This is a genomic window from Falsiroseomonas sp. HC035 (assembly GCF_050563525.1).
Lineage (GTDB): Bacteria > Pseudomonadota > Alphaproteobacteria > Acetobacterales > Acetobacteraceae > Falsiroseomonas.
The window spans coordinates 127,854-153,190 of record NZ_JBNXUN010000002.1 but is presented as its reverse complement, the minus strand read 5'-3'; the positions used below and the strand labels follow the sequence as shown (position 1 = coordinate 153,190).

22 protein-coding genes are annotated in these 25,337 nt (G+C 71.0%); 6 read left to right on the top strand and 16 right to left on the bottom strand.

The window, feature by feature from the left end; all coding sequences use genetic code 11:
• Positions 1–136 precede the first annotated feature (136 nt).
• A complete protein-coding gene (locus tag ACLF3G_RS05235; RefSeq protein WP_430668285.1) occupies positions 137–1,312 on the top strand; it encodes a sensor histidine kinase in 1,176 nt (391 codons plus the stop codon).
• Between the two features lies 1 nt (position 1,313).
• Here the strand turns inward: ACLF3G_RS05235 and ACLF3G_RS05230 are convergent, their stop codons facing one another.
• The 5 genes from ACLF3G_RS05230 to ACLF3G_RS05210 form a co-directional block, all read right to left on the bottom strand.
• A complete protein-coding gene (locus ACLF3G_RS05230; RefSeq protein WP_430668284.1) occupies positions 1,314–1,892 on the bottom strand; it encodes a CDP-alcohol phosphatidyltransferase family protein in 579 nt (192 codons plus the stop codon).
• A complete protein-coding gene (locus ACLF3G_RS05225; protein ID WP_430668283.1) occupies positions 1,889–2,605 on the bottom strand; it encodes a lysophospholipid acyltransferase family protein in 717 nt (238 codons plus the stop codon). Before ACLF3G_RS05225 ends, ACLF3G_RS05230 begins: the two co-directional genes overlap by 4 nt.
• A complete protein-coding gene (locus ACLF3G_RS05220; protein ID WP_430668282.1) occupies positions 2,602–3,585 on the bottom strand; it encodes a phosphatidate cytidylyltransferase in 984 nt (327 codons plus the stop codon). The genes ACLF3G_RS05225 and ACLF3G_RS05220 overlap by 4 nt, the downstream gene beginning before the upstream one ends.
• Positions 3,586–3,666: 81 nt before the next feature.
• Positions 3,667–5,199, bottom strand: a complete 1,533-nt coding sequence (locus tag ACLF3G_RS05215) for an amidohydrolase family protein (RefSeq protein ID WP_430668281.1) — start codon at positions 5,197–5,199, stop codon at positions 3,667–3,669.
• Positions 5,200–5,204: 5 nt separating this feature from the next.
• Complete coding sequence (locus ACLF3G_RS05210) at positions 5,205–6,236, bottom strand: ABC transporter substrate-binding protein (protein ID WP_430668280.1); 1,032 nt, start codon at positions 6,234–6,236, stop codon at positions 5,205–5,207.
• A 112-nt stretch (positions 6,237–6,348) separates the two neighbouring features.
• On the opposite strand from ACLF3G_RS05210, the gene ACLF3G_RS05205 reads away from it, so the two are divergent.
• The 4 genes from ACLF3G_RS05205 (at position 6,349) to ACLF3G_RS05190 (ending at position 10,298) form a co-directional block, all read left to right on the top strand.
• Positions 6,349–7,104, top strand: coding sequence for an SDR family NAD(P)-dependent oxidoreductase (locus ACLF3G_RS05205; RefSeq protein WP_430668279.1), 756 nt, complete (start codon positions 6,349–6,351; stop codon positions 7,102–7,104).
• Between the two features lie 58 nt (positions 7,105–7,162).
• The gene (locus ACLF3G_RS05200) at positions 7,163–7,474 is read left to right on the top strand and encodes a putative quinol monooxygenase (RefSeq protein WP_430668278.1); all 312 of its coding nucleotides are present in this window, start codon (positions 7,163–7,165) and stop codon (positions 7,472–7,474) included.
• Positions 7,475–7,618: 144 nt separating this feature from the next.
• A complete protein-coding gene (locus ACLF3G_RS05195; protein WP_430668277.1) occupies positions 7,619–9,091 on the top strand; it encodes a hypothetical protein in 1,473 nt (490 codons plus the stop codon).
• Positions 9,092–9,293: 202 nt separating this feature from the next.
• Positions 9,294–10,298 carry an aldo/keto reductase gene (locus ACLF3G_RS05190; protein ID WP_430668276.1) on the top strand — a complete coding sequence of 335 codons (1,005 nt, stop codon included), beginning with the start codon at positions 9,294–9,296 and terminating at the stop codon, positions 10,296–10,298.
• A 7-nt stretch (positions 10,299–10,305) separates the two neighbouring features.
• Here ACLF3G_RS05190 and ACLF3G_RS05185 read toward each other — a convergent pair whose 3' ends face one another.
• Genes ACLF3G_RS05185 through ACLF3G_RS05170 form a run of 4 tightly spaced genes read right to left on the bottom strand, consistent with a single transcriptional unit; the run spans position 10,306 to position 13,977 of the window.
• A complete protein-coding gene (locus ACLF3G_RS05185; protein WP_430668275.1) occupies positions 10,306–11,415 on the bottom strand; it encodes an ABC transporter ATP-binding protein in 1,110 nt (369 codons plus the stop codon).
• A gap of 49 nt (positions 11,416–11,464) precedes the next feature.
• Complete coding sequence (locus ACLF3G_RS05180) at positions 11,465–12,205, bottom strand: N-formylglutamate amidohydrolase (RefSeq protein ID WP_430668274.1); 741 nt, start codon at positions 12,203–12,205, stop codon at positions 11,465–11,467.
• A gap of 2 nt (positions 12,206–12,207) precedes the next feature.
• Entirely contained in the window at positions 12,208–13,017 is an 810-nt protein-coding gene (locus tag ACLF3G_RS05175; RefSeq protein ID WP_430668273.1) for a transglutaminase-like domain-containing protein, read from the bottom strand.
• Positions 13,018–13,068: 51 nt separating this feature from the next.
• A complete protein-coding gene (locus ACLF3G_RS05170) occupies positions 13,069–13,977 on the bottom strand; it encodes a transglutaminase family protein (RefSeq protein ID WP_430668272.1) in 909 nt (302 codons plus the stop codon).
• 202 nt (positions 13,978–14,179) lie between these two features.
• Here ACLF3G_RS05170 and ACLF3G_RS05165 point away from each other — a divergent pair, with 202 nt between their 5' ends.
• Complete coding sequence (locus tag ACLF3G_RS05165; RefSeq protein ID WP_430668271.1) at positions 14,180–15,211, top strand: GlxA family transcriptional regulator; 1,032 nt, start codon at positions 14,180–14,182, stop codon at positions 15,209–15,211.
• Here ACLF3G_RS05165 and ACLF3G_RS05160 read toward each other — a convergent pair.
• From ACLF3G_RS05160 to ACLF3G_RS05130, 7 genes are read right to left on the bottom strand one after another with little or no spacing between them, the layout of a single operon-like run.
• Positions 15,186–15,773, bottom strand: coding sequence for an amino acid synthesis family protein (locus tag ACLF3G_RS05160; protein WP_430668270.1), 588 nt, complete (start codon positions 15,771–15,773; stop codon positions 15,186–15,188). The two genes, ACLF3G_RS05165 and ACLF3G_RS05160, sit on opposite strands and share 26 nt — an antisense overlap.
• Positions 15,770–16,648, bottom strand: coding sequence for a UPF0280 family protein (locus ACLF3G_RS05155; RefSeq protein ID WP_430668269.1), 879 nt, complete (start codon positions 16,646–16,648; stop codon positions 15,770–15,772). Before ACLF3G_RS05155 ends, ACLF3G_RS05160 begins: the two co-directional genes overlap by 4 nt.
• Positions 16,620–18,116, bottom strand: a complete 1,497-nt coding sequence (locus ACLF3G_RS05150) for a 6-hydroxynicotinate reductase (protein ID WP_430668268.1) — start codon at positions 18,114–18,116, stop codon at positions 16,620–16,622. Before ACLF3G_RS05150 ends, ACLF3G_RS05155 begins: the two co-directional genes overlap by 29 nt.
• Positions 18,113–20,800 carry a molybdopterin-dependent oxidoreductase gene (locus ACLF3G_RS05145; RefSeq protein ID WP_430668267.1) on the bottom strand — a complete coding sequence of 896 codons (2,688 nt, stop codon included), beginning with the start codon at positions 20,798–20,800 and terminating at the stop codon, positions 18,113–18,115. Before ACLF3G_RS05145 ends, ACLF3G_RS05150 begins: the two co-directional genes overlap by 4 nt.
• The gene (locus ACLF3G_RS05140; protein WP_430668266.1) at positions 20,797–21,639 is read right to left on the bottom strand and encodes an FAD binding domain-containing protein; all 843 of its coding nucleotides are present in this window, start codon (positions 21,637–21,639) and stop codon (positions 20,797–20,799) included. The genes ACLF3G_RS05145 and ACLF3G_RS05140 overlap by 4 nt, the downstream gene beginning before the upstream one ends.
• On the bottom strand, positions 21,636–23,309 hold the full coding sequence (locus ACLF3G_RS05135; protein ID WP_430668265.1) for a hydantoinase B/oxoprolinase family protein: 1,674 nt from the start codon (positions 23,307–23,309) through the stop codon (positions 21,636–21,638). The genes ACLF3G_RS05140 and ACLF3G_RS05135 overlap by 4 nt, the downstream gene beginning before the upstream one ends.
• The gene (locus tag ACLF3G_RS05130) at positions 23,306–25,336 is read right to left on the bottom strand and encodes a hydantoinase/oxoprolinase family protein (protein WP_430668264.1); all 2,031 of its coding nucleotides are present in this window, start codon (positions 25,334–25,336) and stop codon (positions 23,306–23,308) included. Before ACLF3G_RS05130 ends, ACLF3G_RS05135 begins: the two co-directional genes overlap by 4 nt.
• Position 25,337 lies beyond the last annotated feature (1 nt).

Here is a 25,337-nt window from a genome sequence, read left to right as displayed (position 1 = left end):
TGGCCGAGGCGGCGCAACCGTTACGCGGCCACGCGCTTGCAAATGCTGCGCCGCGCATGGGATGGAAGATCGGAGGCGTCGCCGGGACAGGAGTTTCGGCGCGGGATCGAAGTCTGCGCGCAATGGAATTTCTGCGATGTCCGGCGAGGTCGTGATTGAAGAGGGTGGCGAGTTGCGCCGCCGCCTGCGCCAGCAGCAGCTGATTTCCGCCTTCGGGCGCGAGGCGTTGCGCGGACCGGATCTTGAGACGCTGCTGGACGAGGCAGCCCGCATGGCGGCGGAAGGGCTGGGCACCATGCTGTCCAAGGTCCTGCAGCACATCGCGGGCGAAGGCGCGCTGCTGATCGTCGCCGGCGTCGGCTGGCGGGACGGTGTGGTCGGCGTCATCAAGTTCGGCACCGACCTCGCCTCCCCGGCCGGCTTCGCGCTGCGCACCGGCGCACCCGTCATCTCGAACCATCTGGGCGGGGAGGGGCGCTTCCGCACACCGCAGGTCATGGTCGAGCACGGCGTGCGTCGGGCGGTGAACGTGCTGATCCGCGGCGAGGCCGGCGCGCCGCCCTTCGGCGTGCTGGAGGTGGACAGCCAGGACGAGGATGAGGATTTCTCTGAAAGCGACGTCGATTTCCTCCAGGCGCTGGCCAATGTCATGGGCCTCGCCATCGACCGCGAGAGGGACCGCCGCGACCGCGACCTGCTGACGCGGGAGGCGCATCACCGGGTCAAGAACAGCCTGCAGATCGCCCAGACCCTGCTGCGGCTGCAATTGCGGGAGGTCGAGGACCCGGAAGCCCGCCTGCAACTGGAACAGGCCGCCCGCCGCATCATGACCATCGGCGCGGTGCATGAGCGCCTGTTCTCCGGCCCCGCCATCGGCCAGGTCTCGGTTGGCACCTACTTGCGCGGCCTGATCGAGGATCTGCGCAACTCGCTCGGCGTCGGCGATTCGGAACGTCCGCTGGAGCTGGAACTCACCGAGGCCAGCGAGGCGGAGATCTGGGACGGCGACCGGGTGACGACGCTCGGCCTGGTGGTCACCGAACTGGTGACCAATGCCTTCAAATACGGACGCGACGGCGTGGTGGTGCGGCTCGACATCGGCGGGCTGGATGGAGCGGGCACGCTGACGGTGGAGGATGGCGGCGAGGGACCGCCGAAGGACTATGACAAGGTGAAGGGCCGAGGCCTCGGCATGCGCATCCTGTCCACCCTGCTGCGCGGCGGCGGGCTGGTTGCGCAATGGCCGCCGGGCGAGCGGTTCCGCTTCGTCGCCACCCTCGCGCCGCCGCCGATCCCGACACCGGGGCAGTAGGCTACCGCAACCCGGCGCGCACGCGGTTGACGATGGTGGCCGCCAGCAGCAGGGCCAGGATCGGCATGATCCAGAAGGTCACCTCGGGCAGCGGCCCGGCCAGGCCGATCCACAGGCCGAGCGCGCCGAAGACCAGCGCGCGGTCGCTTTTGCCCAGCGGCCCGTCATAGCGTCGCTCCGCCCCCAGCACGCCGGCGAATTCCGAGACGACGGACAGCACCACCACGGCGCCGACCCAGCCCGGCCCGAAGGGCGCGACCAGCGCGAAGGGGGCGTACAGCGCGGCGTCGGAGACCACGTCGCCTAGTTCGTTCAGATAGGCGCCGAGCCGGCTTTTCTGCCCATGCTCCCGCGCCAGCATGCCGTCCACGGCATTCAGGCCCATCCGCAGCAGCAGCCACAGCGGCACAAGCAGGAACCAGGCGTGGATCCGCGTCGCCAGCAGCAGCGCGCCGAGCGCCACGGAGCCAATCGCCGCGGCCAGCGTCACCTGGTTCGCGGTAATGCCGGCGGCGGCCATGCGGCCCACCATCGGGCGCAGCAGCGCCTGGAAGCGGGGTTTCAGTTCGTAAAGAGTCATCTCGGCGCCAGCGCCCGCACGGCCGCCTCGCACTGCGCCGCGACCTGCGCCCAGCCGGCGCGGTCCTGCGGCGTGTCGGCGAAGCTGAGTGGCGTGCCGATGTGCAGGCGCAGGCGGCCTGGCTTAGGCAGGCGCGCCTGCGGCGGCCAGGCGGCGTGCGCGCCTTCCAGCCAGCAGGGCACCACCGGCACGGCGGAGCCCGCGACGAAGGCGCCGAGGCCCAGCTGGAAGGCGCCCATGCTGCCGTCGCGGGAACGGGTGCCCTCGGGGAACAGGATATAGACCAGCGCATCCTCCTCCAGCCGCGTGCGCAGCGTCACCAGATCCTTCAGGCGGGTCTTGCGGCGCCACACCGGCAGCGCATTGATGGCATAGGCGGCGAAGGCGGCCATCGGCGTGGAGGTGAAGAAGGTATCGCCCGCGGCCAGCGCATGCGCACGCCGTGCCGCGAGCCCGCGCAGCGCCGCCGCGACGGCCAGCGCATCGAGGTGGCTCGAATGGTTCGCGACCATGACGTAAGGCGGCGTCGCGGGCAGGTTCTCGCGCCCGGTCACCTCCAGCCGGTGCATCGCCGCCATGTATGCGCGCACCAGCCGGCGCCAGCTGCCCTGCAGCAGCGTGCCGACCAGGCCTGCCTCCCGGCCATGGCTGCGCAGGCGTTCCGCCGTGGGCAGGCCGAGGTCGCGGGCCGGCTTGATCTGCCAGTCGGTCATGGCGCGCCCGTCAGGATGCGCGTCGGCGCATCCATGCCCCAGCCGATGTAGAACTGGATCAGGTGGAAGGTCGCCGGCGCCACCAGCAGCAGGCTGTTGAAGCGGTCCAGGATGCCGCCATGGCCGGGCAGCAGCACGCCCATGTCCTTGATGCCGATGTCGCGCTTGATCGAAGACAGCATCAGGTCGCCGGCCTGCCCGCCGATGCTGACCAGCGCGCCGAGCAGGATCAGCTTCCACGGGCTGTCCATCGGCGTGCCTTCGAAGATCAGCCCGGCGACATAGGCCACCAGCAGCGTCGTGCAGACCAGCGCGCCGAGCGCGCCGGAGATGGTCTTGTTCGGGCTGGTCGCCGGCAGCAGCTTCGGCCCGCCGATCAGCTTGCCGCTGGTGAAGGCCGCCACGTCGTTCAGACCGACGGCAAGCACCAGCAGCAACAGCAGCGGCCGGTAGTTCGGGTCGTTCGCCATGTAGCCGAGATGCGCGAGGCCGGCGCCGAACAGCATGTAGGCGAAGATCGCGAGCGCCGTGCGCTGGATGTAGCCGCCCGGCCGGTCCAGCGGGATGGAGGCGACGGCGATGATCGTCACAGTCAGCGGCCAGAGGGCCACGAAGAAGCCGTACCAGTGGTCCAGCGCCGCGAAGTTCGCGGCCAGGATGCCGATGGCGACGACCGCGACGAGCAGGTATTCGCGGAACAGCCCGGTGGCGCGGTCATACTCCCGCAGGCAGGCCAGGCCGAGCAGCGTGACGGCGGCGATGGTGAAGACGCGCCCGGCCAGGATCGGCGCCATGATCAGCGGCAGCAGCACCGCCCAGGACCCCAGCCGCAGCCACAATTCGCGCAGCAAGGCCGGGCTGGCGCGACCACTGACGGACAGCGCGCCGATGACGGCCGCGGCCAGCAGCAGGATGCCGATGGTGGCGCCGACCAGCCCGCGCGTGACGGGGTGGCCGAAGGCGATGTCCCAGCCACTCATCCCGTGCCGATTCCCCTGATCTCCGCCCGACCATGACGGAGCCGGCGCGGCGGGGGAAGCGGCGCCGGTTTCACCGTCGTTTCAGTCGGCTGCGCGCCCGATCAGCCGGTTCAGCCCGAGGTCCTGGCGGGACAGCCGCGCGGTCGCCTCCAGCAGCGGCGCGATGGCCGGCGCCTGGTGCGCGACCAGCGCGGCATAGTCGGCCTCCACCTGCTGCATCACCTCGGCGAGTTCCATCCGGAAGGCGGCTTCGTCCACCAGGGTCAGGCGGCCGCCACGCAGCACGATGCGGCCATCGACCAGCACCGTGTCCACGCCGCGCCCGGTCTCGGAGAACACCATCTGCCGCGCCGCGCTGCCGAATGGCTGCCAGGCGAGGTCGTCCAGGTTCAGCAGCGTGAGGTCCGCCTTCATCCCCGGCACGATCGCGCCGACCTGCCCCTCCAGCCCCACCGCGCGCGCACCGCCGGTCGTGGCGGCCTCCACCGCGTCGCAGGCCAGCGCGCCGCCCGGATTCGCATCGCTGCCGGCGGACAACAGGCAAAACATCTTCATGGCCTGGAACAGGTTCTGGCAGTCGGAGCAGCTGTTGTTGTCGCAGCCCAGCGCCAGCCGCACGCCGTGGCGCTTGAAGTCGGCCAGTGGCGCGACGCCGTTCTTGAGCTTCAGATTGGCCAGCGGGTTGTGCACCACGCCGGCCCCGGCGCGCGCCACCAGCTCGATCTCCTCCGGCGTGATGTAGATGGCGTGCGCCAGCGTGGTGCGCGGCGTCAGCAGCCCGACCGCCGCCATGTGCCGCACAAGCGACCCGCCATCGGCGCCGTATTCGCGCCGCGCCTTCGCCAACTGCGCGCGCGTCTCATACACATGCGTCAGCACCGGTAGCCCGTGCAGCTCCGACAGCTCCCCAATGCCTTCCAGCAGCTGGCGGGAGGAGCGCTGCGGGCCGGAGGGACTGAGCGCCCAATGCAGCCGCGGCGGCAGCGGCGACAGGCGCGCGATCTGCGCCGCGACGAAGGCAAGGTCGGCCGCCGGGTCGCCCGGCTTGCCGGTCACCAGCGCCGCCACCTCCGGCGTCATCTCCGGCAGGAAGGGCGCGATATCCAAATCCGGCACGTCCCGCACGGCAATCGAGAACACGACGCGGATGCCGACCTCGGCGTAGGCGGACAGGATGATGTCCAGCGTCTCCTCATCCTGCGGCACCAGGCTGTTCATGTCCTGGATCGTGGTGATGCCGTTCCGCAGACACTCCATGGCGCCGAGCAGCGTGCGCGCGCGCAACTCCGCCTTCGACCTGCGGCCCCAATAGGCCGGCTGGGAATGCAGCGCCCAGACGTCGAAGGGCATGTCCTCGAAGCGGCCCTTCAGCAGCGTGTCGTAGGAATGGTAATGCGCACTGACCAGGCCCGGGATCAGCAGGCGGCCGGAGGCTTCCAGCTCCTCCGTCCCGATCGGCACCTCCAGCGGCGGGCCCTCACGCAGGGCACCGGCGGGTTCGGAGACCGCGACGATGCGATCCTCGCGGATCAGCACGTCCCGCACCGGCGGCCGGTGCGGATCGCAGCCCGGCACCCAGGCGCGCGCGCCACGAATCAGCAAGGTGCCAGGCATTGGTGTCAGGCCCGCGCCGGCGGCAGCTCGCGCTGGTCACGCGCCGGCAGGAAGGCGCGGCTGAACACCTGGGCGGGCGTCGGCGTGCGCGGCAGGCCAAACACCTCCACCGTCTGCGCGATGGCGCGGGTGAGGCGCGCATCGTCCAGGTCGCCGGCGCCGAGCTGCATGGTTTCGGGCACCGCCATCACCGCGCGCCAGGCGAATTCGATGCGCTGGCGCTCAACCTCGACATTGATGGTCGCCTCCACGCGCTGCATCAGCTGCGCCCCCATGGCCGGGTTGCGGCCGACCTCGATCATGGCCCGGTTTATCGCGGCGACAAGCCCTCGCACCGCGTTCGGATTGTCCCGCGCCAACCTTTGGGAGACCATGACGCCGTTCGAATAGGCCTCGATCCCGGAATCGGCGAACATGAACCAGCGGAAGTCGTGGTCCGGATTGAGGCCGAGGCCGACCAGGTTGGAATGGCTGGTCAGGCTGAAGGCCGTCACCGCATCCACCTGGCCGCGGATCAGCATCGGCTCCTGCAAGGTGGGCGACATGTTGACGATCTCGACTTTCGAGGCATCGACGCCCGACAGCCGCGCCAGCAGCGGCCACAGCAGAATGGCGGACGACCCGGTCGGCCCACCGAGCTTGCGACCCTGCAGGTCGGCCAGCGTCTTGATCGGCCCATCCGCCTTGGTCAACACGGCAAAGGGGCCCTTGTTGTAGATCTGGTAGACCATCAGCGGCTGTTCGCCAGGCCGGTTGGCTGCCTGCTGGATGATCGCATTCATGTCGCCGAAGCCTGCGTCATAGGCATTCGACATGACGCGGGTGATGGTGCCGGCGGAGCCGTCGCCCTGGTCGATCGTCACCTCCAGCCCCGCCTCGCGGAACCAGCCGCGCTCGCGGGCCAGGTAGAACCAGGAATGGATGCCCTGGAAACGCCAGTCCAGCGTGAAGCGGATGGGCGTGAGGCTCTGAGCGAGAGCGGGCGCGGCGAGAAGCGTGGGGCCGGCGGCAAGCAGCGTGCGGCGCGAGAGACGCATCGAGGAGGTCCTTGCAGGGCGGGATAGCTCATGGAGGCTCTGCAATGTTCGGGCCAGCTTGCGGCACCGCGGCGTCCCCCACATCCTGCCGCTTCCCCGAAGGAGTGCCCCGATGCCGAGCCGCCCCCGTACCATCCTGGTCACCGGCGCCGCGACCGGCATCGGCGCCGCCTGCTGCCGCGCGCTGGCCGGGCCGGGCACCGCCATCCTGGTGCACACCCGCCGCAATACGGAGGGTGCGGAGCGGACCGCCGGCGCGGTGCGCGAGGCCGGCGGGCTGGCCGAGGTGGCGCTGGGCGACATCGGCGATGCGGAGACGCCGGCCGCGCTGGTGGCGCAGGCCGTGGCGCGCTTCGGCGGGCTGGACGTGGTGGTGGCCAATGCCGGCTTCGCCGACCGCACGCCGGTGGCGGACCTGACCGACGCCGGCTTCGCGAAATCCATGGACACGGTGCTGTGGGCGTTCCTGCGGCTGGCCCGCGCCGCCTTGCCGCTGCTGGCGGCGGGCGAGGCGCCGCGGCTCGTCGCCATCTCCTCCTTTGTCGCGCATGTCTTCCGAACCGATGCCACGCTGTTCCCGGCGACGGCGGCCGCGAAGGCGGGGGTGGAGGCGCTGGTGCGGTCGCTGGCGGTGGAGGCGGCGAAATCCGGCACCACCGTGAATGCCGTGGCGCCCGGCTTCACCCAGAAGGACGCCGGCGGCCATACCGCGCTGAGCCCGGCGCAGTGGGATGCCGTGCGGGCGCGCATCCCGCTCGGCCGGCTCGGCACGCCGGAGGATGTGGCGCGGGCAGTGGCCTACCTCGCCTCGCCCGGCGCCGCCTACGTCACCGGGCAGGTGCTGCATGTGAATGGCGGGCTGGTGTGAGGTTGACGCCCGCCCCTGCCGCGGCGGACCCTGCCGGCGCAACCAGGGAAACGCCCCGATGATCCATGTGCTCGCCATCATCACCACGAAGCCGGGAATGCGGGAGGCGGTGCTGACGGAAATGCGCGCCAACATCCCGGCGGTGCTGGCCGAGGATGGCTGCATCGAATACGGCCCGGCGGTGGATGCGGAGGGCATCGGCCGCATCCAGACCCCGCTCGGCCCGGACAGCTTCGTGGTGGTGGAGAAGTGGGAAAGCCCGGCCGCCCTGGCCGCGCATGGCGCCGCGCCGCACATGGCGGCCTATGCCGCGAAGACGCGAGAGATGGTGGCCAGCCGCGTCATCCACGTGCTGTCGCCGGCAGCCTGACACCGGGCCGTGGAAATGCTGCCGCATTCCCACCCTCAGGCGCCGGCGCTTCACTTGGCTCGCCGCACCTGCGGCGGCCCGCATTCGCGGCCTCGGCCGGCGGTGCCGGCCGCAGGTTGGCAGGTCATGTGCCAAGCATGACGCATGGCTGACCAGCCCGCCCGCGGCTGGCTGGCGCCGCTGGCCATGCTGAACCGGCGCACCGCGCCGCCGCTGCTGATCTACCTGGTCGCCGGCGCCAGCGGTTTCGCGGCGATCGCCGAGACCTTCTGGGTACGCGAACAGCTTGGCCTGTCCGCCTCCAGCCTGCTGGCGCTGGCGGCCTGGCTGACGGTGCCCTGGACCCTGAAGATGGTGGTCGGCCACCTGGTGGATACGGTGCCCATCATGGGCTCCCGCCGCCGCGCCTATGTGTTGCTCGGTGCGGCGTTGCAGGTCGCCGCCAACCTGGTGCTGGCCGCCGCGGCGGCGGGGCTGACCGCGCCGGTGCCGGCGGAGGCCGCCTATGTCGCCGCCTCGCTCGCCGCTGTCGTTGGACTGGTCGTTCAGGACAGCGTCGCGGATGCGATGACGACGGAGGTGGTGGACCGCACCGACGCCCAGGGCACGCCGCGCGACCCGGGTGTGGTGCAGGCGGAACTGGGCGACGTGCAGGTGCTCGGTCGCGTCGCGCTGATGGGCGGTGCCTTCGCGACGGCCGGCCTCGGCGGCTGGCTGGCGCAGGTGTGGCCGACGTCCACCATCTTCCTGATCGCCGCCCTGCTGCCGCTGCCCTCCCTGATCGCGGCCTTCCTGCTGCGCGAGACCGGCGAGGCGCGGGAGCGCCCGGATGCGCGGGTGCTGTGGGGCGGTGCGGCCTTTGGCGCGGCGATGCTCACGCTCGGCCTGGCGCAGCCGCCCTTCGCCGAGGAGATCGGCTTCCTGCTGGCGCTCGTCGTGCTGCTGGCGCTGCTGCGGCTGACGGTGGCGGGCGTGCCGCCGGAAATCCGCCGCGCCATGGCGGCGGCCGGCCTCATCATCTTCGCCTTCCGCGCCATGCCGGCGCCGGGGCCAGCGTTGCAATGGTGGCAGATCGACGTGCTGGGCTACAGCCAGGGCTTCTTCGGCACGCTCGGACAGCTGGGCACCGGGCTTGCGATCCTGGGCGCGCTGCTGCTCGGTGGTCGGATCGTGCGCTGGCCCCTGGGGGCTGTGTTCTTCTGGCTGGCGGTGCTGAATGCGGCCTTCATGCTGCCAACCATCGGCATGCTGTTCGGCCTGCATGAATGGACCGAACGGATGTTCGGCTTCGGCGCCCGCACCATCGGGCTGGTCGATACCGCCTTCTCCGCGCCGATGGCGCAGCTCGCCATGATCCCGATGCTGACGCTGATCGCGATGCACGCGCCGGAGGGACGGCGGGCCACCTGGTTCGCGCTGATGGCGTCCCTGATGAACCTGGCGCTGCAGGCCGGCGCCATCGTCTCCCGCGGCCTGAACGCGGTGTTCGTGGTGGAGCGCGGGGCCTACGCCGCGCTGCCGGACCTCGTCATCGCGGCGACCGTGGTGGGGCTGGCGCTGCCGGTGCTGGCGATCCTGGCCTTCGGACGCAGGCTGCTCCCGGCAAAGCCCGCTTGATCGCAACCGAAGGCGGGTTGCCGCGCTGTCATCCCTGAGACAGAGGGAGACAGGTCGTCATGTTCAGGCTTATCCGCAATATCGCCATCCTGCGCGGCCTCTGGGGCATGTTCCGCCGCGGCCGCCGCCGGTAGGCCGCCGGGTTCCGTCACGTCCTCGTGCCGGCTAGGCTGCCGCCGACAGGCCGGGTGAGGAACGACGCATGGACTACCGCAATCTCGGGCGCAGCGGCATCAAGGTCTCGCCGCTTTGCCTCGGCGCCATGATGTTCGGCGGCGCGACGGACGAGGCCACCAGCCGGCGCATCGTCGACCGTGCTCGTGGCCAGGGCATCAATTTCATCGACACCGCCGATGCCTACAATGGCGGCGCGTCCGAGCAGGTGGTGGGCCGTGCCATCGCCGCCGACCGTGCCTGGTGGGTGCTGGCGACGAAGCTGGCGAACCCGGTGCAGCCCGGCCCGAATGGCGGCGGCCTGTCGCGCCGCTATGCCTTCCTCGCGGTCGAGGCCAGCCTGCGCCGGCTCGGCGCCGAATGCATCGACATCCTGTACTGGCACAAGGAAGACCACGCGACGCCGCTGGCGGAATCGGTGCATGCGATGGCGGACCTGGTGCGCGCCGGGAAGATCCGGCATTTCGGCGTCTCCAACCACCGCGCCTGGCGCGTGGCGGAAATCTGCCGCCTGTGTGACCTTGCCGGCATCGACCGCCCGGTGGTCAGCCAGCCGCTTTACAATGCGCTGAACCGGATGGTGGAGGTGGAGCACCTGCCGGCCTGCGCCAATCTCGGCCTCGGCGTCTTCCCGTATTCGCCGCTGGCGCGCGGCGTGCTGACCGGCAAGTACAAGCCGGACGCCGCCCCGCCCGAGGGCACCCGTGCCGCGCGCCAGGACAAGCGGATGATGGAGACGGAGTGGCGCCCGGAAAGCTTGGCGATCGCCGCCGAGATGGCGCAGCGCGCGACGGAGCGCGGCCTGACGCCGGGGCAGTTCGCGCTCGCCTGGGTGCTGAACAACCGCCTGGTCACCGGCGCCATCGTCGGCCCCCGGACGGAGGCGCAGTGGGAAGACTACATGGGGGCGCTCGCCTACCGGTTCACCCATGAGGACGAGGCGCTGGTCGATGCGTTGGTCACGCCCGGCCATCCCTCCACGCCCGGCTACAACGACCCAGCCTATCCGCTGGAGGGGCGCGTCGCGCGTTGACGAGGCCTCACGGCTCGAAGGGGAAGGCCAGCAGGCGGTCGGCCGGCAGCGCCACGCGCAGGGTCTCGCCGAGGGTGGGCGGCGCGCTGGCCGGCACATCCGCCTCCAGCCGCAGCGCGCCGGCCTCCAGGCCCAGCCGCCATGCGGGGCCAAGGAAATCCATCTGCATGACGACGGCCTCGAAGCCGCCCGGCAGCGCGGCTGCGTTCGGGCCGAGGCGCACATCCTCCGGCCGCACGAAGCACTGCACCGGCGTGCCGAACAGCAGCGGCCGGGCGGCGCGGCAGGGCAGCAGGTGGCCAGACGCGAGCACCATGCCAGGCGGCGCCTCCACCACCCCGTCGAACAGGCTGCCGCGGCCGAGGAAGCCGGCGACGAAGGCGCTGGCCGGCGTTCGGTACACCGCCTCCGGCGTAGCGTCCTGCACGATGCGGCCGCGCGCCATCACCAGCACGCGGTCCGCCATGGCCAGCGCCATCTCCTGGTCCTGCGTCGCCAGGATGGTGGTGGTGCCGAGCCGGCGTTGCAGCGCCCGCAACTCCTGCCGCAGCAGCAGCCGCAGCGGCGCGTCCTGCGCCGAAAGCGGATCGTCCAGCAGCAGAAGCCCCGGCTCTGGTGCCAGCGCTCGGCCGAGTGCCAGGCGCTGGACCTGCCCGGCGGAGAGTTGCGCCAGGGCCATTCCGGCCTCCCCCGCCAAATGCAGCAGGGACAGCAGCTCCTGCACCCGCTGCTGCCGCCGTGCCCGCGGCCAGGCGCGGCCGCGCAGCGCCTGGTCCAGGCTGCCGCTCACGGTCTCCCCCGGCGGGGTGTCCCGCCGCTGGATCAGCCAGCCGGCGTCGCGCGAAGTGGTCGGGCGAAAGGTCACGTCCCGGCCGTCCTGCACGATGCGCCCGCTGGTCGGTGGATCCATCCCGGCCAGGGCGCGCAGCAGCACGGACTTGCCGCAGCCGGAGGGGCCGATGAGCGCCAGCAACTCGCCGGGCAGGGCGGTGAAGCTGGCGCGATCCAGCACGCGGGTCTCGCCGAACTGCTTGGAGACCTGGTCCACCACCAGGCTCGGCAGCGCGGGGTCCGCGATCACGCGGTCCAGGGCCGGCGGGTGTTCGGAGCGCGGCATGGGGTGATCCCGAGGAGACCGACCCTCATCGCGCAGCGTCGCCGCTTCGTCACGTGACGGTTTGGAGGCGCTCCGCAGCTTCACGCAGAATGGGCGCCAGGCGCTGCGCCCAGGCCTCGATTTCGGCCGCATCGGCCAGCAGGTCCTGCCGCACCTCGATCAGCGCCGCCGGGTTGCCGCGGGCATCGCCATGCACCGGCACGGTGTAGTCCTCCGCGATGTCGATGCGGTAGGGCTCGTTGTCGCCGACGACCAGCGCCGGGTCGGCTCGCAGGCCATCGATCAGCGCCTGGCCGAAGGCCGTGGCCGCGCCATGCAGCACGCCGGCCTGCCAGGGCCGCGCCACGCCGTGGAACACCGGCGTGAAGCTGTGGACGCCGACGACGGCGACTGGCCCGCGGGCATCCAGGAATCTGGCGATACGGTCCTGGAAGGGGATGAAGAACAGCATCTGCCGCTCCGCCACCTGCGCTGCGGTCAGCCCCTGGTTGCCGGGAATGTCCGTGGCCTCGCTGCGCAGCGGGATGCTGCTGGGTACGCCGGGCGGCCGGTTGCAGTCGATCAGCAGGCGCGAATAGCCCGAGAGGAACAGCGGCGCGTCCAGCAATGCCGACAGGCGCCGGGACAGCGCCGCGGCGCCGAGGTCCCAGGCGATGTGGCGCTGCAGTTCAGCCGCCGGCAGCCCGAGCGCGTCGAAGCGCGCCGGGATGTGGTTGGAGGCATGTTCGCAGACCAGCACCAGCCGTGCGGCGCCGCCCTCGTTCACCACGGTGACCGCAGCGGGCTCCATGCTCAGGTGGTGACCTCGTCCGTCACCACGTTGAAGCCGGACAGGGTGCAGGGGCCGAAGGTGGTGGCGATGGCCACGTCCGTCGCGTCGCGGCCGCGCGCCATCAGGATGCGGCCGATGCGCGGCATGTTGTTGCGGGCATCGAAGGTGTGCCAGGCGCCGTCGAGATATACCTCGAACCAGGCCGCGAAATCCATCGGGCCATAGGGCGGCGGCATGCCGATGTCGCCAAGGTAGCCGGTGCAGTAGCGCGCCGGGATGTTGACGCAGCGGCACAACGTCACCGCCAGATGCGCAAAGTCCCGGCACACGCCGACCTGTTCGCGATGCGCGTCCGCAGCGCTGCGGGTGGAACTGGCGCGCTGGTAGTCGAAGGTGATGTGGTTGTGCGCGTAGTCGCAGATCGCCTGCACGCGGGCCCAGCCGGTCGGCCCGTTGCCGAACATGGCCCAGGCGGTGTCGCCCAGCTTGTCCGTGTCGCAGTAGCGGCTGCCCAGCAGGTAGACCAGCGCCTCGTCCGGCAGGTCCTCCACCCTATGCTGCTGCGCATGGGGCAAGATGGTGTCGGGCAGGCCGCTATCCTGCGCAACGAAGCTGGTGGAAATCGTCAGGCGGCCAGCCGGGGCCACGATGCGCGTGCAGGTGTTGCCGAAGCCATCGACGTAGTCGCGGTGGGGAATTGGCGGGTCGAAGCTCATCTGGTGCGGCCCGACCAGGTCGGGCAGGCGCGAGGGATGCGGGCTGACCATCAGCATCATCGGCGTGGGCTGCGGGCAGTCATAGGTAATCTGGCAGCCGGCGCTGATGCGCATGGCGGTGCTCCTCGAATTTGCGGGAATGTCGGACTGAACGTAACGATGGGCCTAGGGTTGCAGGGCCGCCTTCGGAACCGCAACCGGGATCGGATCGACCGCGGTGACGCTGACCTCCACCGTCATGCCGAGGTCGTCCGCTGGAAAGCCGGTCCAGGTGCCGTGCAGCGGAATCGCGTGCCGGTGGTCGCGGGCCACGGCGACGCGGATCAGGTCGCGGTTGCCGATGATGGCATTGGTCGGGTCCAGTTCCACCCAGCCAGCACCGGGGACATAGACGCGCAGCCAGGCATGCGTCGCCCCGCCGCCGACCCGGCCGCCAGCCTGCGGCACGTACAGGTACCCCGAGACGAAGCGCGCCGCGAGGCCGAGCGCGCGCAGCGCCTCTATCATGAACACCGCGAAGTCGCGGCAGGTGCCGCTGCCCAACCGCAGCGTCTGCACCGGCGCCTGCACGCCGCGTTCAGACCGCGCGATGTAGTCGAAGCTTTCGCGGATGCCGTGCGTCATGCGGGTCAGCAGGTCGCGCGTGCCGGTCGGGCCGTTGCGGCGGACGAATTTGCGCGCCCAGCGTTCCACGGCATGGTCCGGGTCGGCGTATTGCCGCTCGATCGACCGGGCGAGGTCGGGCAGTTCGTCGACGTCGTAGGCAAAGGGATAGGTGCTGGCATCCTCGTTGATCGGGTAGTCCAGCGCGTTGATCGGCGCGTGGTCCAGCCGCACGGTGCTGTCGAAGCGCAACTCCTTCGCGCGGCCGCTGAAGCGCGCCACGCCGACGCTGTTGCCGAAGACGTCGTGCAGCCAGCGCAACTCCGCCGGCTTCGGCGTGATGGTCAGCGCGGCATCGAGGATGCGCTGGTCGTGCCCTTCCCGCGGCCGCAGCATCATGCGGTGCTCGCCGAAGGCGACCGGCTGCTTGTAGCGATAGGTCGTGATGTGACGCACGGAGAGGACGGGCATCGGGCTCTCCGGCTGCGATGTTTCGGGAGGCCTTGGGACGCAGGGGCGGGGCGCCGGCACGGCGCGGCGCGATGCGTGCGCCATCCTTAGGCTGCGGCCGCTGCGGCGGCAAGCGCCGAATGGTGGACAGGCTGAATCGTATATTCTACCATGACGCGATCCAATGCCCAGCCACTCGCCCATACGCTCCGCCTCCTCCGGCTTGCCCCACCCGCGCGGGCAGACGCGGCGCGGCAGGACGGAAGTGCCGGCGGAGCGCCCCCCGACCCGCATCGGCTTCCTGCTGATCCCCGACTTCGCAATGATCGCCTATGGCTGCGCCATGGAGCCATTCCGTGCGGCGAACGACCTGGCGGGCACCACGCTGTACCAATGGGTGCATGTCTCGCCGGATGGAGGTCCGGTGCGGGCCTCGAACGGCGTGTCCATCCTGGCCGACCACGGCGCGAGCCAGAGTCTGGCGCAGCCCGGCAGCCTGGAGGTCGTGTTCGTCTGCGCCGGCGGCAATCCCGCGGCCTTCGAGGACCCGGCCACACTCGCCTGGCTACGTGCCGAAGCCGCGCGTGGCACCCGCATCGGCGGCATCTCCGGCGGCTCCTACGTGCTGGCCCGCGCCGGGCTGCTGGCCGGCTACCGCTGCACCGCGCACTGGGACTACATCCCGGCGATGGCGGAGCGCTTCCCGCGCCTGCACCTCACCCGTTCGCTGTACGAGATCGACCGGGACCGCTGCACCAGTGCCGGCGGCACCGCGGCGCTGGACATGATGCTGGCGCTGATCGAGGCGGCGCAGGGCCGCGCGCTTGCGCATGCGGTGGCGGAGTGGTTCCTGCACACCCGCCCGCGCGCCGGCGGCGAGCCGCAGCGGATGAGCCTGCGGGAGCGCTACGACACCAGCCACCCGGACCTGCTGGCGGTGCTGGACCAGATGGAGCGCAGCCTCGAGGCGCCGCTGCCGCGGGAGGATCTGGCGCGCCACGCCGGCATCTCGGTGCGGCAGCTGGAGCGGCTGTTCCGCAGCCACCTCGGCCGCACGATCGGCACGCACTACCTGGGCCTGAGGCTGGACCATGCGCGCCGCCTGCTGCGGCAGACGCCGTTGTCGGTGCTCGACACCGCCATGGCCTGCGGCTTCGTCAGCGCGGCGCATTTCTCCCGCAGCTACACCGCGCGCTTCGGGCGTTCGCCCCGGCAGGACCGGGGACGGCCTACCGCTGGCCGTCCCACCGGCTGATCTCCGCCTGCGTCAGGCCACCGACGCGCGCATGCGGCCGGCCGCCGGTGGTCATGGCAAGCGCGAACAGGATCTCGTCCGGCCGCGGCGCATCCGGCACGACGCAGGAGATGCCGTCGAAGTGGCTGCGGACATAGGCGGCGTTGCGGTGGTGGATCGGCAGGTCCAGCATCGCTCCCATCGGCCCGACCTTGGTCATCGATGGCACGATGGACAGCGCCTGGCCGAGCAGCCCGCGCATCGCATAGCCGCCGGCCACATGCCACAGCGCGCCGTGCTCGAGTTCGCCCGCGGTGCCCACGACACCGCCCTTGCCATAGGCCTCGATCGCGGCCGGGTCGCCGCCGAGGCCGGCGAGCAGCCGTTCCGCCACCATCAGCCCGATCGGCTTCATCGCTTCCATCATCCACATCAACTCAGGCTCGTGGCGACCGGCGAAGGGGTTGCGCAGCACCACGGCGCACCAGCCCTTGCGCAGCGGCGTCGCCAGCGGCGGGCCGCCATCGTGGCGGATCTCCTCGACACAAAGCACGGTTTTCCGGATGGCGAGGGTCTCGGTCATGCCATGGCTTTCGTCAGCAGGTGAAGCGGGGCGCCAGCCAGCCGGTGGTGGCCGCGCAGGCGGAGCGCGACGGCGCGGATCAGGCCGGACCGGCACCAGGATTCGGCGCGCGCGGCGCCGGCATCCAGCGCGGCCGCGATCTCGTCCCCGGTCAGCACGCCGACATCGGTGGTGACGAGCCGCGCGCCGAGGTCGCTGTCCGGGTCCAGCGAATCCGCTGGCATGCGCAGGATTGCGGGGCTGTCGCAATCCACGGCATTGGCGATCAGCGTCGCCGCCGCATCCGCCGTCGCCGCATCCCGCGCCAGCACCGTCACCGCATCGGCGATGCCGAGGGAGAAGGACCGCCCGTGCCGGCCGGAGGTGGCGATGCCGCCGATGCCATCGACCGCGTGCAGTCGCAGCGCGCCATCGAAGCCGAAGCCGGGCGTGGGGTCGGCGACCATGCCGACGGATAGACCCTCGCCGGCAAACACGGCGATATCGCCGCCATCGTTGACGAAGGCACGTGCCAGCCCCGGCGCCGCCGCGCGCATCTCAGCCAGCAGCGCGTCCGCCACCGCGCCGGCCACGGCGGCCATGGGAGTGACGAAGATGCCCTGGCGCGCGAAAGGCAGGCAGGCCGCATGCATCCGCCGCGCGATGGCACCGCGCGGTATCGCGGCGACCGGCTGGCGCAGCAGCGGAAGTTCGGCGACGAGTTCGGGCAGGATGCCGCGGAACCGCGCCGCCGCCGCCGCCTCCGCCGCGCGGATCTCGCTGCTGCTGCCCCAGGCGCGCAGCACAACGTCGATCGGGCCGTGCTGCAGGTGCAGCCTTTCCCCGTGCAACCGCTGGATGGTGGGTTCAGCCCGGGAAGGGCCAGGGATTGCCATCCTGCCACCCCTCCACCCGCAGCTGCGGCCCGAGCCCGCGCAGCAGGTCTTCCACCGGCACGATCTCGCCCATATGGCCGCCGAGGCGCTGGTAAAGCGCGCGCGGAAGCGTGAACTCGATGGGCGCGACCAGCGCCGGGGTTGGCACGAAGCCGAAGGCGCGCTTCGGCAGGCGCAGCACGTCCGCCATCACGGTGATGCCACCACCAGGCCAGAGATACACCGGCGCGCCGCCCATGGTGACGCGCGTCTCCCCACTGGCGACGCTGCGCGTCAGCAGCACGGGATTGTCGGTGACTCCGGCCCGCAGTGATCCGCCGGCGCCGGCCATGAAGATGACGGTGCAGAGCGAGGGTTCGCAATTCTCCCCGATCCGCTCGACCACCTTCGCGACATCGGCCGGCATCTCCGCCGCTACCGGGCGAAGCTGGTCGTCCAGCACGCACCACAGTGCATCCTCGCCGGTGGTGGAGGTCAGCAGCAGGCGCAGTCCGGGCCAGGCCACTGCCGGATCGATCTTCTCGATGATCGATAGCGGATCGCTGATATCCGTGCCGCCCCAGCCGAGCCCCGGCTGCGCCACCTGGAAATAGCGCCCGGGTGTGGAGCGCCGGCCGCGAAGGCGGATGCCGGTCGGCCGCATGCCGAGCACCTTGCCGGCCTGGTGTTCCGACAGCACGCCGGTGATGTGGTCGTCCACCACGATCACCTCATCCGCATGGCCGAGCCATTGCTGCGCGAAGATGCCGATGGTTGCGCTGCCGCAGCCGACGCGCATGCGCTGCTCTGGCCTGCCATCCACCACCGGCGCCTGTCCCGCCTGCACAAGCACCGTGTGCCCGCCATCGATGGCAAGTTCCACTGTATCCCCGCCGCACAGCTTCAGCAGCGTGTCGCAGGTGGTGGTGCCTTCCCGCTTGGACCCACCCGTCAGGTGCCGCACCCCGCCCAACGACAGCATCTGGCTGCCGTATTCCGCGGTGGTGACGTGACCGACCTGTTCGCCGTTGCAACGCACGGCGGCGGCTTCCGGTCCGAGGTGCCGGTCCGTGTCGATCTTCACCTTGACGCCGCAGTAGCTGAAGATTCCCTCCGTCACGATGGTGACGGTATCCACGCCCGCATGCGTGCCGCCGACGATGAAGGGCGCCGGCTTGTAGTCCGGATAGGTGGTGCCGGCGCCGATGCCGGTGACGAAGGCGCGCGAGGGGTCGAGCAACTGGCCATCCCAGCCGCCTTCGGCGAACGGTACCACGGGCGCGCCCGTTTCGACCGCCCGCGCCAGCGCCACGGCCTGGTCGGTGCGAACCAGCTGTCCATCCTCGTTGGCATAGCGCGAACAGGCGCCGCTGCGGCCGGGACGGATGCGGCACAGCACCGGGCAGGCATCGCAGCGCACGATGCCCTGGTCGCCCTCCGCCGCGCCGAATTTGCGCGAACGTGCCTCCGGGCTGGTGTGGTCGCTCATGCCCGCAGCGCCTCCCACAACCGATGCGGCAGCACGGGCACCTGGCGCAGCGTCACGCCGGTGGCATGGCGGATGGCGGACAGGATGGCGGGCGCGGTCGGCACCAGCGCCGGCTCGCCGACGCCCTTTGCCCCGTACGGACCTTCGGGCTCCGGATCCTCGATCAGGTGCACCTCGATCTCCGGCACGTCGCCGGCGGTCGGGATCAGGTAGTCGTGCAGGTTCTCGGTGCGGCCCGGAATGAACTCCTCCATCAGCGCCAGGCCGAGGCCCTGGGCGATGCCGCCATGGATCTGGCCCAGCACCAGCGCAGGGTTCACCGCGCGGCCGACATCCTGCGCGGCGACGATGCGCCGCACCTTCACGGTGCCCAGCGCCATGTCCACCGCCACCAGCGCGATCTGCGCGGCGAAGCCGTAGGTAGCGTAGGGCATACCCTGGCCATCCGCATCCAGCGCCGTGGTCGGCGGGTCGTAGCGGCCCTGGCCTTCCAGCGCGGCCTCCAGCGTCGCGAGGTCGATCACCCGCGCCTCGCCGACGCGCAGCCGCGTGCCCTCCAGCACCAGCCGCGCATCCTCGCCCGCATTGGCCAGCGCCAGGATGCGGCGGCGCAGGTCCAGCCCCGCTTCCATCGCCGCACGGCCGCTGACAAAGGTCTGGCGGGAGGCGCTGGTCTTGCCGGCATCCGGCGTCAGCGCCGTATCGCCCAGCACGAAGCCGAATTTATCGAGCGGCAGCCCGACGGCATCGGCGCAGATCTGCGCCATCACGGTGATGCTGCCCTGGCCGATATCGACGGCGCCGTTGAACAAGGTCAGCGCGCCGTCACGCCCGAGCGTGACCAGCATGCGGGAAGGGTTGGACATGCTGGTATTGCCGCAGCCGTACCACATGCACGCGATGCCGGCGCCGAGCCGCAGCCGTGGTGCATCGGCATTGTGTGCGGCGACCTGCGACAGCATCGCATCCCACCCCGGCTTCAGCGCATCAAGGCATTCCGGCAGCCCTGCCGAGGCATGCAACACCTGCCCGCTATGCGTGGTATCGCCGCGCCCGATGGCATTGAGCCGCCGGATCTCCCAGCGATCCAGGCCCAGTTGCGCCGCCAGGTCATCCACCAGCGATTCCGTCGCGATCGCCGCCTGCGGCACGCCAAATCCACGGAAGGCGCCGGCGGGCGTGTCGTTGGTGTAGATGGCGCGCGCCCGGTTGCGCAGATTGGCGATGCGGTAGGGACCGCCGGCATGTACCGGCACGCGGTTGGCGACGGTGGCACCCCAGCTGGCATAGGCGCCGGTGTTGAAATCGGCGTCCATCTCGTAGCTGGTGAAGTGGCCCTCGGCATCCGCCGACATGCGCGCGCTGATCGCGGCGGGATGGCGCTTGGTGGTGGAGGCCATGCTCTCGGCCCGCGAATACACCATTCGCACCGACCGTCCGACCTTGCGCGCCGCCACGGCGAGCAATGGCTGCACGGAGACATCGAGCTTGCCGCCAAATCCGCCGCCACAGGCGCTCGGGATGATGCGCACCGCGTCTTCCGCCATGCCGAGCACGCGGGCCGTCTCCTCCCGGTCCATGTAGGGCGCCTGGGTGCAGGCGAAGACCGTCATGCCGTCCTCCGTGGGAGAGGCGTGGCCTGCTTCGGGCTCGATGTAGGCATGCTCGACGAAGCCGGTGTGGAAGTTGCCCTCGGCTGTCACGGCGCCTGGCGCGACGGTGCCGCGGTTCAGGCGGCCCTCGATCAGCAGGTTGCCGGGGGCGTGGTCGTGCAACTGTGGCGCACCCGGCGCCTGTGCCGCTTCCGTACCGTGCAACGCGGGCAGGGGGTGCCAGGCGATCGGCAGGCTTTCGTCCGGCACCGCCGCCACGGCTTCACGAGTCCCGACCAGCCCGAGCACCGCCTCGCCGCGGAAGCGTACGTGGCGCTCGGCGAAGACCGGCTGGTCCTTCAGGTTCGGCATGATGCCGAAGGCGTTCAGGCCCGGCACGTCGGCGGCCGTCAGGATCGCGTCCAGCCCCAGCCGCGCCGCATCCAGGATCCCGAGTTCGAAACGCGCACGGGCATGCGGCGACCGCACCACGCGCAGCCACAGCGCATCGGCCGGCGCCGCATCCGCGCCGAAGCGGTCGGTGCCATCCAGCTTTGCCACGCCATCCAGCCGGGCCACATCGGCGCCGACCGCAGCGCCCGCCCGCGGCATCGGCGGAGGCATCGTGCCGCCTTGCGCCGCATCCAGCACCGCATCGAGGATCTTCACGTATCCCGTGCAGCGGCACAGCACGCCACCGATCGCATCGCGCACCGCCTGCCGGTCCGGTGACACCTCCCGCACCAGCAGATGCGCCGCCGCCATCAGCATCCCGGGCGAGCAGATGCCGCATTGCGCCGCGCCATGCGCCAGGAAGGCCGCGCGCAGCCGCGCCAGCACGGCGCCGATCTCGCCTGACGTCGCTTCGACCGTGACGATGTCGGCGCCCGCCGCCTGGGCTGTCGGGATCAGGCAGGCGCAGGCCTGGGCCCCATCCACCAGCACGGTGCAGGCGCCGCAATCGCCGGCGTTGCAGCCCTCCTTCGTGCCGGTCAGGCCGAGCCGTTCGCGCAGTGTGTCTGACAGCGGCGCGAAGGGCGGTGCGGTGACGGTGCAGGGTGCGCCGTTCAGCGTGAAGGCGAGGTCGATCATCGCAACGCCTCCAGCAGGTCCCGCAGCAACACCAGTGCCGCGTCGCGGCGATAGGCGGCGCTGGCGCGGATATCGTCGATCGGAGCGAGGTTTTCGAGATGCGCGGCCTGCGGTACCGCGACCGCATCGCGCAGCGCCACGCCCGCCAGCGCCGCCTCCAGCCCCGGCAGCCGCTGCGCCACCGCCGAACAGGCGCCGAGCGCGATGCGCGCCGTGCTGATCCGACCCGCCGCATCCGTGGCCACCACGCAGGCCGCCATCGCGATGGAAATCACGAGGTAGTGCCGCGCGCCCAGCTTGCGGAAGGCCCCGCGCGCGCCGTCCAGCCGCGGTACCAGCAGCGTCGTCACCAGTTCATCCGCGGCCAGTGCCGTGGCGCGGTAGCCCGTGACGAAGTCCGACAGCGGCAGCACCCGCACTCCACGCGGCGAGGCCAGTTCCACCGAGGCGTCCAGCGCCAGCAAGTTCGGGATACCGTCTCCGGCCGGGGATGCGGTGACCAGGTTGCCCACCAGCGTGCCGCGGTTCTGCACCTGCATCCCGCCTACCTCGCGGGAAGCCGCCTTTAACCCGTCGAAGGCTGGCGGCATCGCCGCCTGCATCAGCGCCGTCCAGGTGACCAGGCAGCCGATGCGCCAGCCTTCCGCCGTCGCCTCGATCCGGTCCAGGCCGCCGATCGCGCTGATGTCCAGCACGTCCCGGTGCGCCGGATCGCCCCAGGCGGCGCGCGCGGTGCGGGCGGGGAAGATGTCGGTGCCGCCGGCCAGCACGGCGACGTCCTGCGCGGCACGAATGGCCAGCGCAGCTTGCAGCGTCGTCGGGCGATGGTAGGCGGTCATCCCCACAGCGCCTTGGCCTGTTCGGTGGTGTAGTAGCCGCGCCGGACATCCTGCGCGACCAACGCCGGGTCGCGGTCGCGCGGGTTGCCGTAGCCGCCGCCGCCCGGCGTCATCACCTCCACCCGGTCGCCCGGCTGCATCCGCAGGCCCTGGTCCTTGGACAGGTGCAGCGGGATGGTGGTGGTGCCGCCGCGATGCAGCTTCACGACATTCGGCGCGCCATCGCCGCCGCCGAGCACGCCAGGCGGGCCAAAGCGGCCGTGGTCCATGACGAAGCTCGCCTTCGCCTCCCCGCGCAGCAATTCCACCTCGTAGTGCACGCCGAAGCCGCCGCGCCGCATCCCGGCGCCGCCCGAGCCCTCGTGGATGGCGAAGCGGCGGAACAGGACGGGGTAGTATTGCTCCATCACCTCCACCGGCGCCGTCTTGCTGATGCCGATGGTGGAACAGCCATTCGTCAGCCCATCGGCGCCCTGCGTGCCGCCATAGCCGCCGCCGGTGATCTGGTACATCACGTAACCCGCCCCGCGGGCCGGATCGAAGCCGCCGAGCGCGAAATTGCCCGAGGTTCCGGCCGGCGCCGCCCAGACCTCGCCAGGCAGCGCCTGCACGATGGCGAGGAACACCGCCTCCGCGATACGTTGCGAAACCTCCGCCGCGCAGCCGGAGACCGGGCGCGGGTAGCGCGCATCGAGGAAGGTGCCTTCCGGCCGCAGCACGCGCAGCGGCGCGAAGGTGCCGGCGTTGATCGGCACCTCGGGGAAGATGTGCTTCATGGCGAGATAGACGGCTGAGCAGGTTGTGGCCCAGACCGAGTTCATCGGCCCCTGGCAGGGCGGCGAGGAGCCCGACAGGTCGAAGACCAGCTCATCGCCCTGCCGGGTCACCACCAATGCGATGCGCAACGGCTCGTCCACCACGCCATCGGAGTCGACGTAGGTTTCGGCCAGATAGACGCCATCCGGGATGCGCCGGATTTCCGCCAGCATGCGTTCCGCCGCGCGCGCGCGGATGCCGGCGATGGCGTCGCGCAGCGTATCGGCGCCATAGCGCGCCACCATTTCGGTCAGTCGCGCCTCGCCCACCAGCAGCGCCGCGGCCTGCGCCTTGATGTCGCCGATGCGCTGGTCGGCAACGCGGATGTTGGACTGGATGATCGACAGGATCTCGCGATCCAGCACGCCCTTCTTGAACAGCTTCACGGGAGGCAGGCGCAGGCCTTCCTGCTCGACCTCGGTGGCGTGGGCTGAGAACCCGCCCGGCACCATGCCCCCGATATCCGGCCAATGCCCGGTGTTCTGCAACCAACAGAACAAGGCGCCATCGACAAAGAACGGCCGTGCGAAGCGCACATCCATCAGATGCGTGCCGCCCAGATACGGGTCGTTGACGATGTAGACATCACCCGGCTCCGGCGCCGCCACCGCGCCTTCCCCGATCAGCCGCACCAGATGCGCCGCCGAATGCGCCATGGTGCCGACGAAGACCGGCAGGCCGAGTTCGCCCTGCGCGATCAGCGCGCCGTCCTCCGCCGCGTAGATGCCATCGGATCGGTCATCCGCCTCCGCGATGACGGGCGAGAAGGCGGCGCGGGAGAAGGCGATGTCCATCTCGTTGCAGACCTGCTGCAGGCCAGCCTGGATCACCGCCAGCGTCAGGGCATCCGTCATGGCAGCACCGAGATGCGAAGGTTGCCGATGGCATCGACCACCGCTTCGGACCGCGGCTCCAGCACCGTCGTCGCATCCGCCTGCTGGATGATTGCGGGACCCGCGATGCGCGCGCCCTCCGCCAGCCTTTCGCGCTGCCAGATCACGGCCTGGTGCCAGGCGCCTTCGGCATACAGCGCGCGTTCCCCGACCTGCGCATCGCCGTGGCGTGCGGCAGGATCAAGCAGCGCGGAAAGCGGGAAGGCGTGGCGGCGGCCGATGACGGTTGTCAGCAAATTCACCAGCACGGCGCGGATTTCCGGCAGATGCACCTGGAAGCGCGCGAAATAGGCGGCTTCGAAGGCGGCCTGGATCTCGGCACGCGCCATGTCGGGGCGCGGCAGGGCGACGCGGATCAGGTGGGTCTGGCCGCGGAACTGCATGTCCGCCGCGTGCAGCACGTCCGTCCGCTCCACCTCCGCGCTGTCCGCCAGCACCACCGCCAGGGCGCGGTCCCGCTGGGCGGCCAGGGTCTGCGCAATCTCGTCCTCGGCGATGTCGTCCAGCCCGCGGTTCAGCGTGTTCACCGCATCCTGCCGCAAATCGGCTACCAGGCAGCCCAGCGCGTTGGTCAGCCCGGGCCGCGCCGGCACCAGCACCATCGGGATACCGATCTCCCGCGCCAGCGCCACCGCATGCAGCGGCCCCGCGCCGCCGAAGGCGAACAGGCAGAAATCGCGCGGATCATGCCCGCGCGACAGCGAGACCAGCCGGATTGCGCCGGTCATGTGCACGTTGCCCAGCCGCAGCGTCGCCTCCGCCGCCTGTTCCACCGTCATCCCCAATGGCTCGCCGATCTCGCGTGCAAACGCCTCCCGCACCCGGTCCATCGGCACCGCGTCGCGCACCGCCAGCAGCCGCGCCGGGTCCAACCTACCCAGCACCAGGTTCGCATCCGTGATGGTGGGCCGCGTGCCGCCGCGCCCGAAGCAGATCGGCCCCGGCATGCTGCCCGCGCTTTCCGGCCCGACCCGCAGCATGCCCGCCCGGTCCAGGCCCGCGATGGACCCTCCGCCAGCGCCCACCGTCCGCACATCCACCATCGGCAGGTGGATCGGCAGCCCGTAGGCGATCGACAGCTCCGCCGAAACCTCCGGCACCCCGCCCGCGATCAGCGCGACGTCGGTGGATGTGCCGCCCATGTCGTAGGTGATGGCGTTGCGCAGACCGGATTGCACCAGCGTCGCCGCCGCCGCCATGACGCCGGAGGCGGGGCCCGACATCACCGTTTTCGCCGCCTCCCGCGCCACCAGTTTTCCCGCAACCGTGCCGCCATTGCCGTTCATCACCAGCAGGTCGCGCTTGTGGCCGCGCCGCGCCAGTTCTGCCTGCAGTCGCGTAATGTAGCGATCCAGCACCGGCTGCACCGCGGCATTCACCGCCGCCGTGGTCCCGCGCTCATACTCGCGGAACTCGGACAGCAACTCGTGGCCCAGGGTGACGTAGGCGTTCGGCCAGATCTCCCGCGCAATCTCGCCGGCGCGGCGTTCATGCGCCGGGTTGGCGTAGGCGTGCAGGAAATGCACCACCAGCGCCTCGCAGCCTTCCGCCAGCAGCGCCCGCACCTCCCGCGCCACCGCCGCCTCATCGAGTGGCGTCACGACGCCGCCGCGCGAATCCATGCGTTCCGGCACTTCCCGCCGCCATTCGCGCGGCACCAGCGGCTCGAACCCACCGGTCATGCCATAGGCGTTGGGCCGGGTGCGGCGGCCAAGTTCCAGCACGTCCCGGAACCCCTCCGTGGTGATCAGCCCGACCTTGGCCAGCTTGCGCTCCAGCACCGCATTCGTGGTGGCCGTGGTGCCGTGGATGATCAGGTCGAGCCCGGCCGGCGTCGCCCCCGCCACCTCGATCGCGGCCAGCACGCCATCCGCCTGGTTCGGCGAAGTGGTCGGCACCTTGGCCAGCGCGACCGAGCCATCGGCGCGTTGCAGCAACAGATCCGTGAAGGTGCCGCCGACATCGATGCCAGCCGTTATCCGCGCCATC

Excerpts from the sequence above, each read along its gene's own strand:
- ACLF3G_RS05235 (WP_430668285.1), top strand. The coding sequence starts at position 137 with ATGTCCGGCGAGGTCGTGATTGAAGAGGGTGGCGAGTTGCGCCGCCGC.
- ACLF3G_RS05230 (WP_430668284.1), bottom strand. The coding sequence starts at position 1,892 with ATGACTCTTTACGAACTGAAACCCCGCTTCCAGGCGCTGCTGCGCCCG.
- ACLF3G_RS05225 (WP_430668283.1), bottom strand. The coding sequence starts at position 2,605 with ATGACCGACTGGCAGATCAAGCCGGCCCGCGACCTCGGCCTGCCCACG.
- ACLF3G_RS05220 (WP_430668282.1), bottom strand. The coding sequence starts at position 3,585 with ATGAGTGGCTGGGACATCGCCTTCGGCCACCCCGTCACGCGCGGGCTG.
- ACLF3G_RS05215 (WP_430668281.1), bottom strand. The coding sequence starts at position 5,199 with ATGCCTGGCACCTTGCTGATTCGTGGCGCGCGCGCCTGGGTGCCGGGC.
- ACLF3G_RS05210 (WP_430668280.1), bottom strand. The coding sequence starts at position 6,236 with ATGCGTCTCTCGCGCCGCACGCTGCTTGCCGCCGGCCCCACGCTTCTC.
- ACLF3G_RS05205 (WP_430668279.1), top strand. The coding sequence starts at position 6,349 with ATGCCGAGCCGCCCCCGTACCATCCTGGTCACCGGCGCCGCGACCGGC.
- ACLF3G_RS05200 (WP_430668278.1), top strand. The coding sequence starts at position 7,163 with ATGATCCATGTGCTCGCCATCATCACCACGAAGCCGGGAATGCGGGAG.
- ACLF3G_RS05195 (WP_430668277.1), top strand. The coding sequence starts at position 7,619 with ATGGCTGACCAGCCCGCCCGCGGCTGGCTGGCGCCGCTGGCCATGCTG.
- ACLF3G_RS05190 (WP_430668276.1), top strand. The coding sequence starts at position 9,294 with ATGGACTACCGCAATCTCGGGCGCAGCGGCATCAAGGTCTCGCCGCTT.
- ACLF3G_RS05185 (WP_430668275.1), bottom strand. The coding sequence starts at position 11,415 with ATGCCGCGCTCCGAACACCCGCCGGCCCTGGACCGCGTGATCGCGGAC.
- ACLF3G_RS05180 (WP_430668274.1), bottom strand. The coding sequence starts at position 12,205 with ATGGAGCCCGCTGCGGTCACCGTGGTGAACGAGGGCGGCGCCGCACGG.
- ACLF3G_RS05175 (WP_430668273.1), bottom strand. The coding sequence starts at position 13,017 with ATGCGCATCAGCGCCGGCTGCCAGATTACCTATGACTGCCCGCAGCCC.
- ACLF3G_RS05170 (WP_430668272.1), bottom strand. The coding sequence starts at position 13,977 with ATGCCCGTCCTCTCCGTGCGTCACATCACGACCTATCGCTACAAGCAG.
- ACLF3G_RS05160 (WP_430668270.1), bottom strand. The coding sequence starts at position 15,773 with ATGACCGAGACCCTCGCCATCCGGAAAACCGTGCTTTGTGTCGAGGAG.
- ACLF3G_RS05155 (WP_430668269.1), bottom strand. The coding sequence starts at position 16,648 with ATGGCAATCCCTGGCCCTTCCCGGGCTGAACCCACCATCCAGCGGTTG.
- ACLF3G_RS05150 (WP_430668268.1), bottom strand. The coding sequence starts at position 18,116 with ATGAGCGACCACACCAGCCCGGAGGCACGTTCGCGCAAATTCGGCGCG.
- ACLF3G_RS05145 (WP_430668267.1), bottom strand. The coding sequence starts at position 20,800 with ATGATCGACCTCGCCTTCACGCTGAACGGCGCACCCTGCACCGTCACC.
- ACLF3G_RS05140 (WP_430668266.1), bottom strand. The coding sequence starts at position 21,639 with ATGACCGCCTACCATCGCCCGACGACGCTGCAAGCTGCGCTGGCCATT.
- ACLF3G_RS05135 (WP_430668265.1), bottom strand. The coding sequence starts at position 23,309 with ATGACGGATGCCCTGACGCTGGCGGTGATCCAGGCTGGCCTGCAGCAG.
- ACLF3G_RS05130 (WP_430668264.1), bottom strand. The coding sequence starts at position 25,336 with ATGGCGCGGATAACGGCTGGCATCGATGTCGGCGGCACCTTCACGGAT.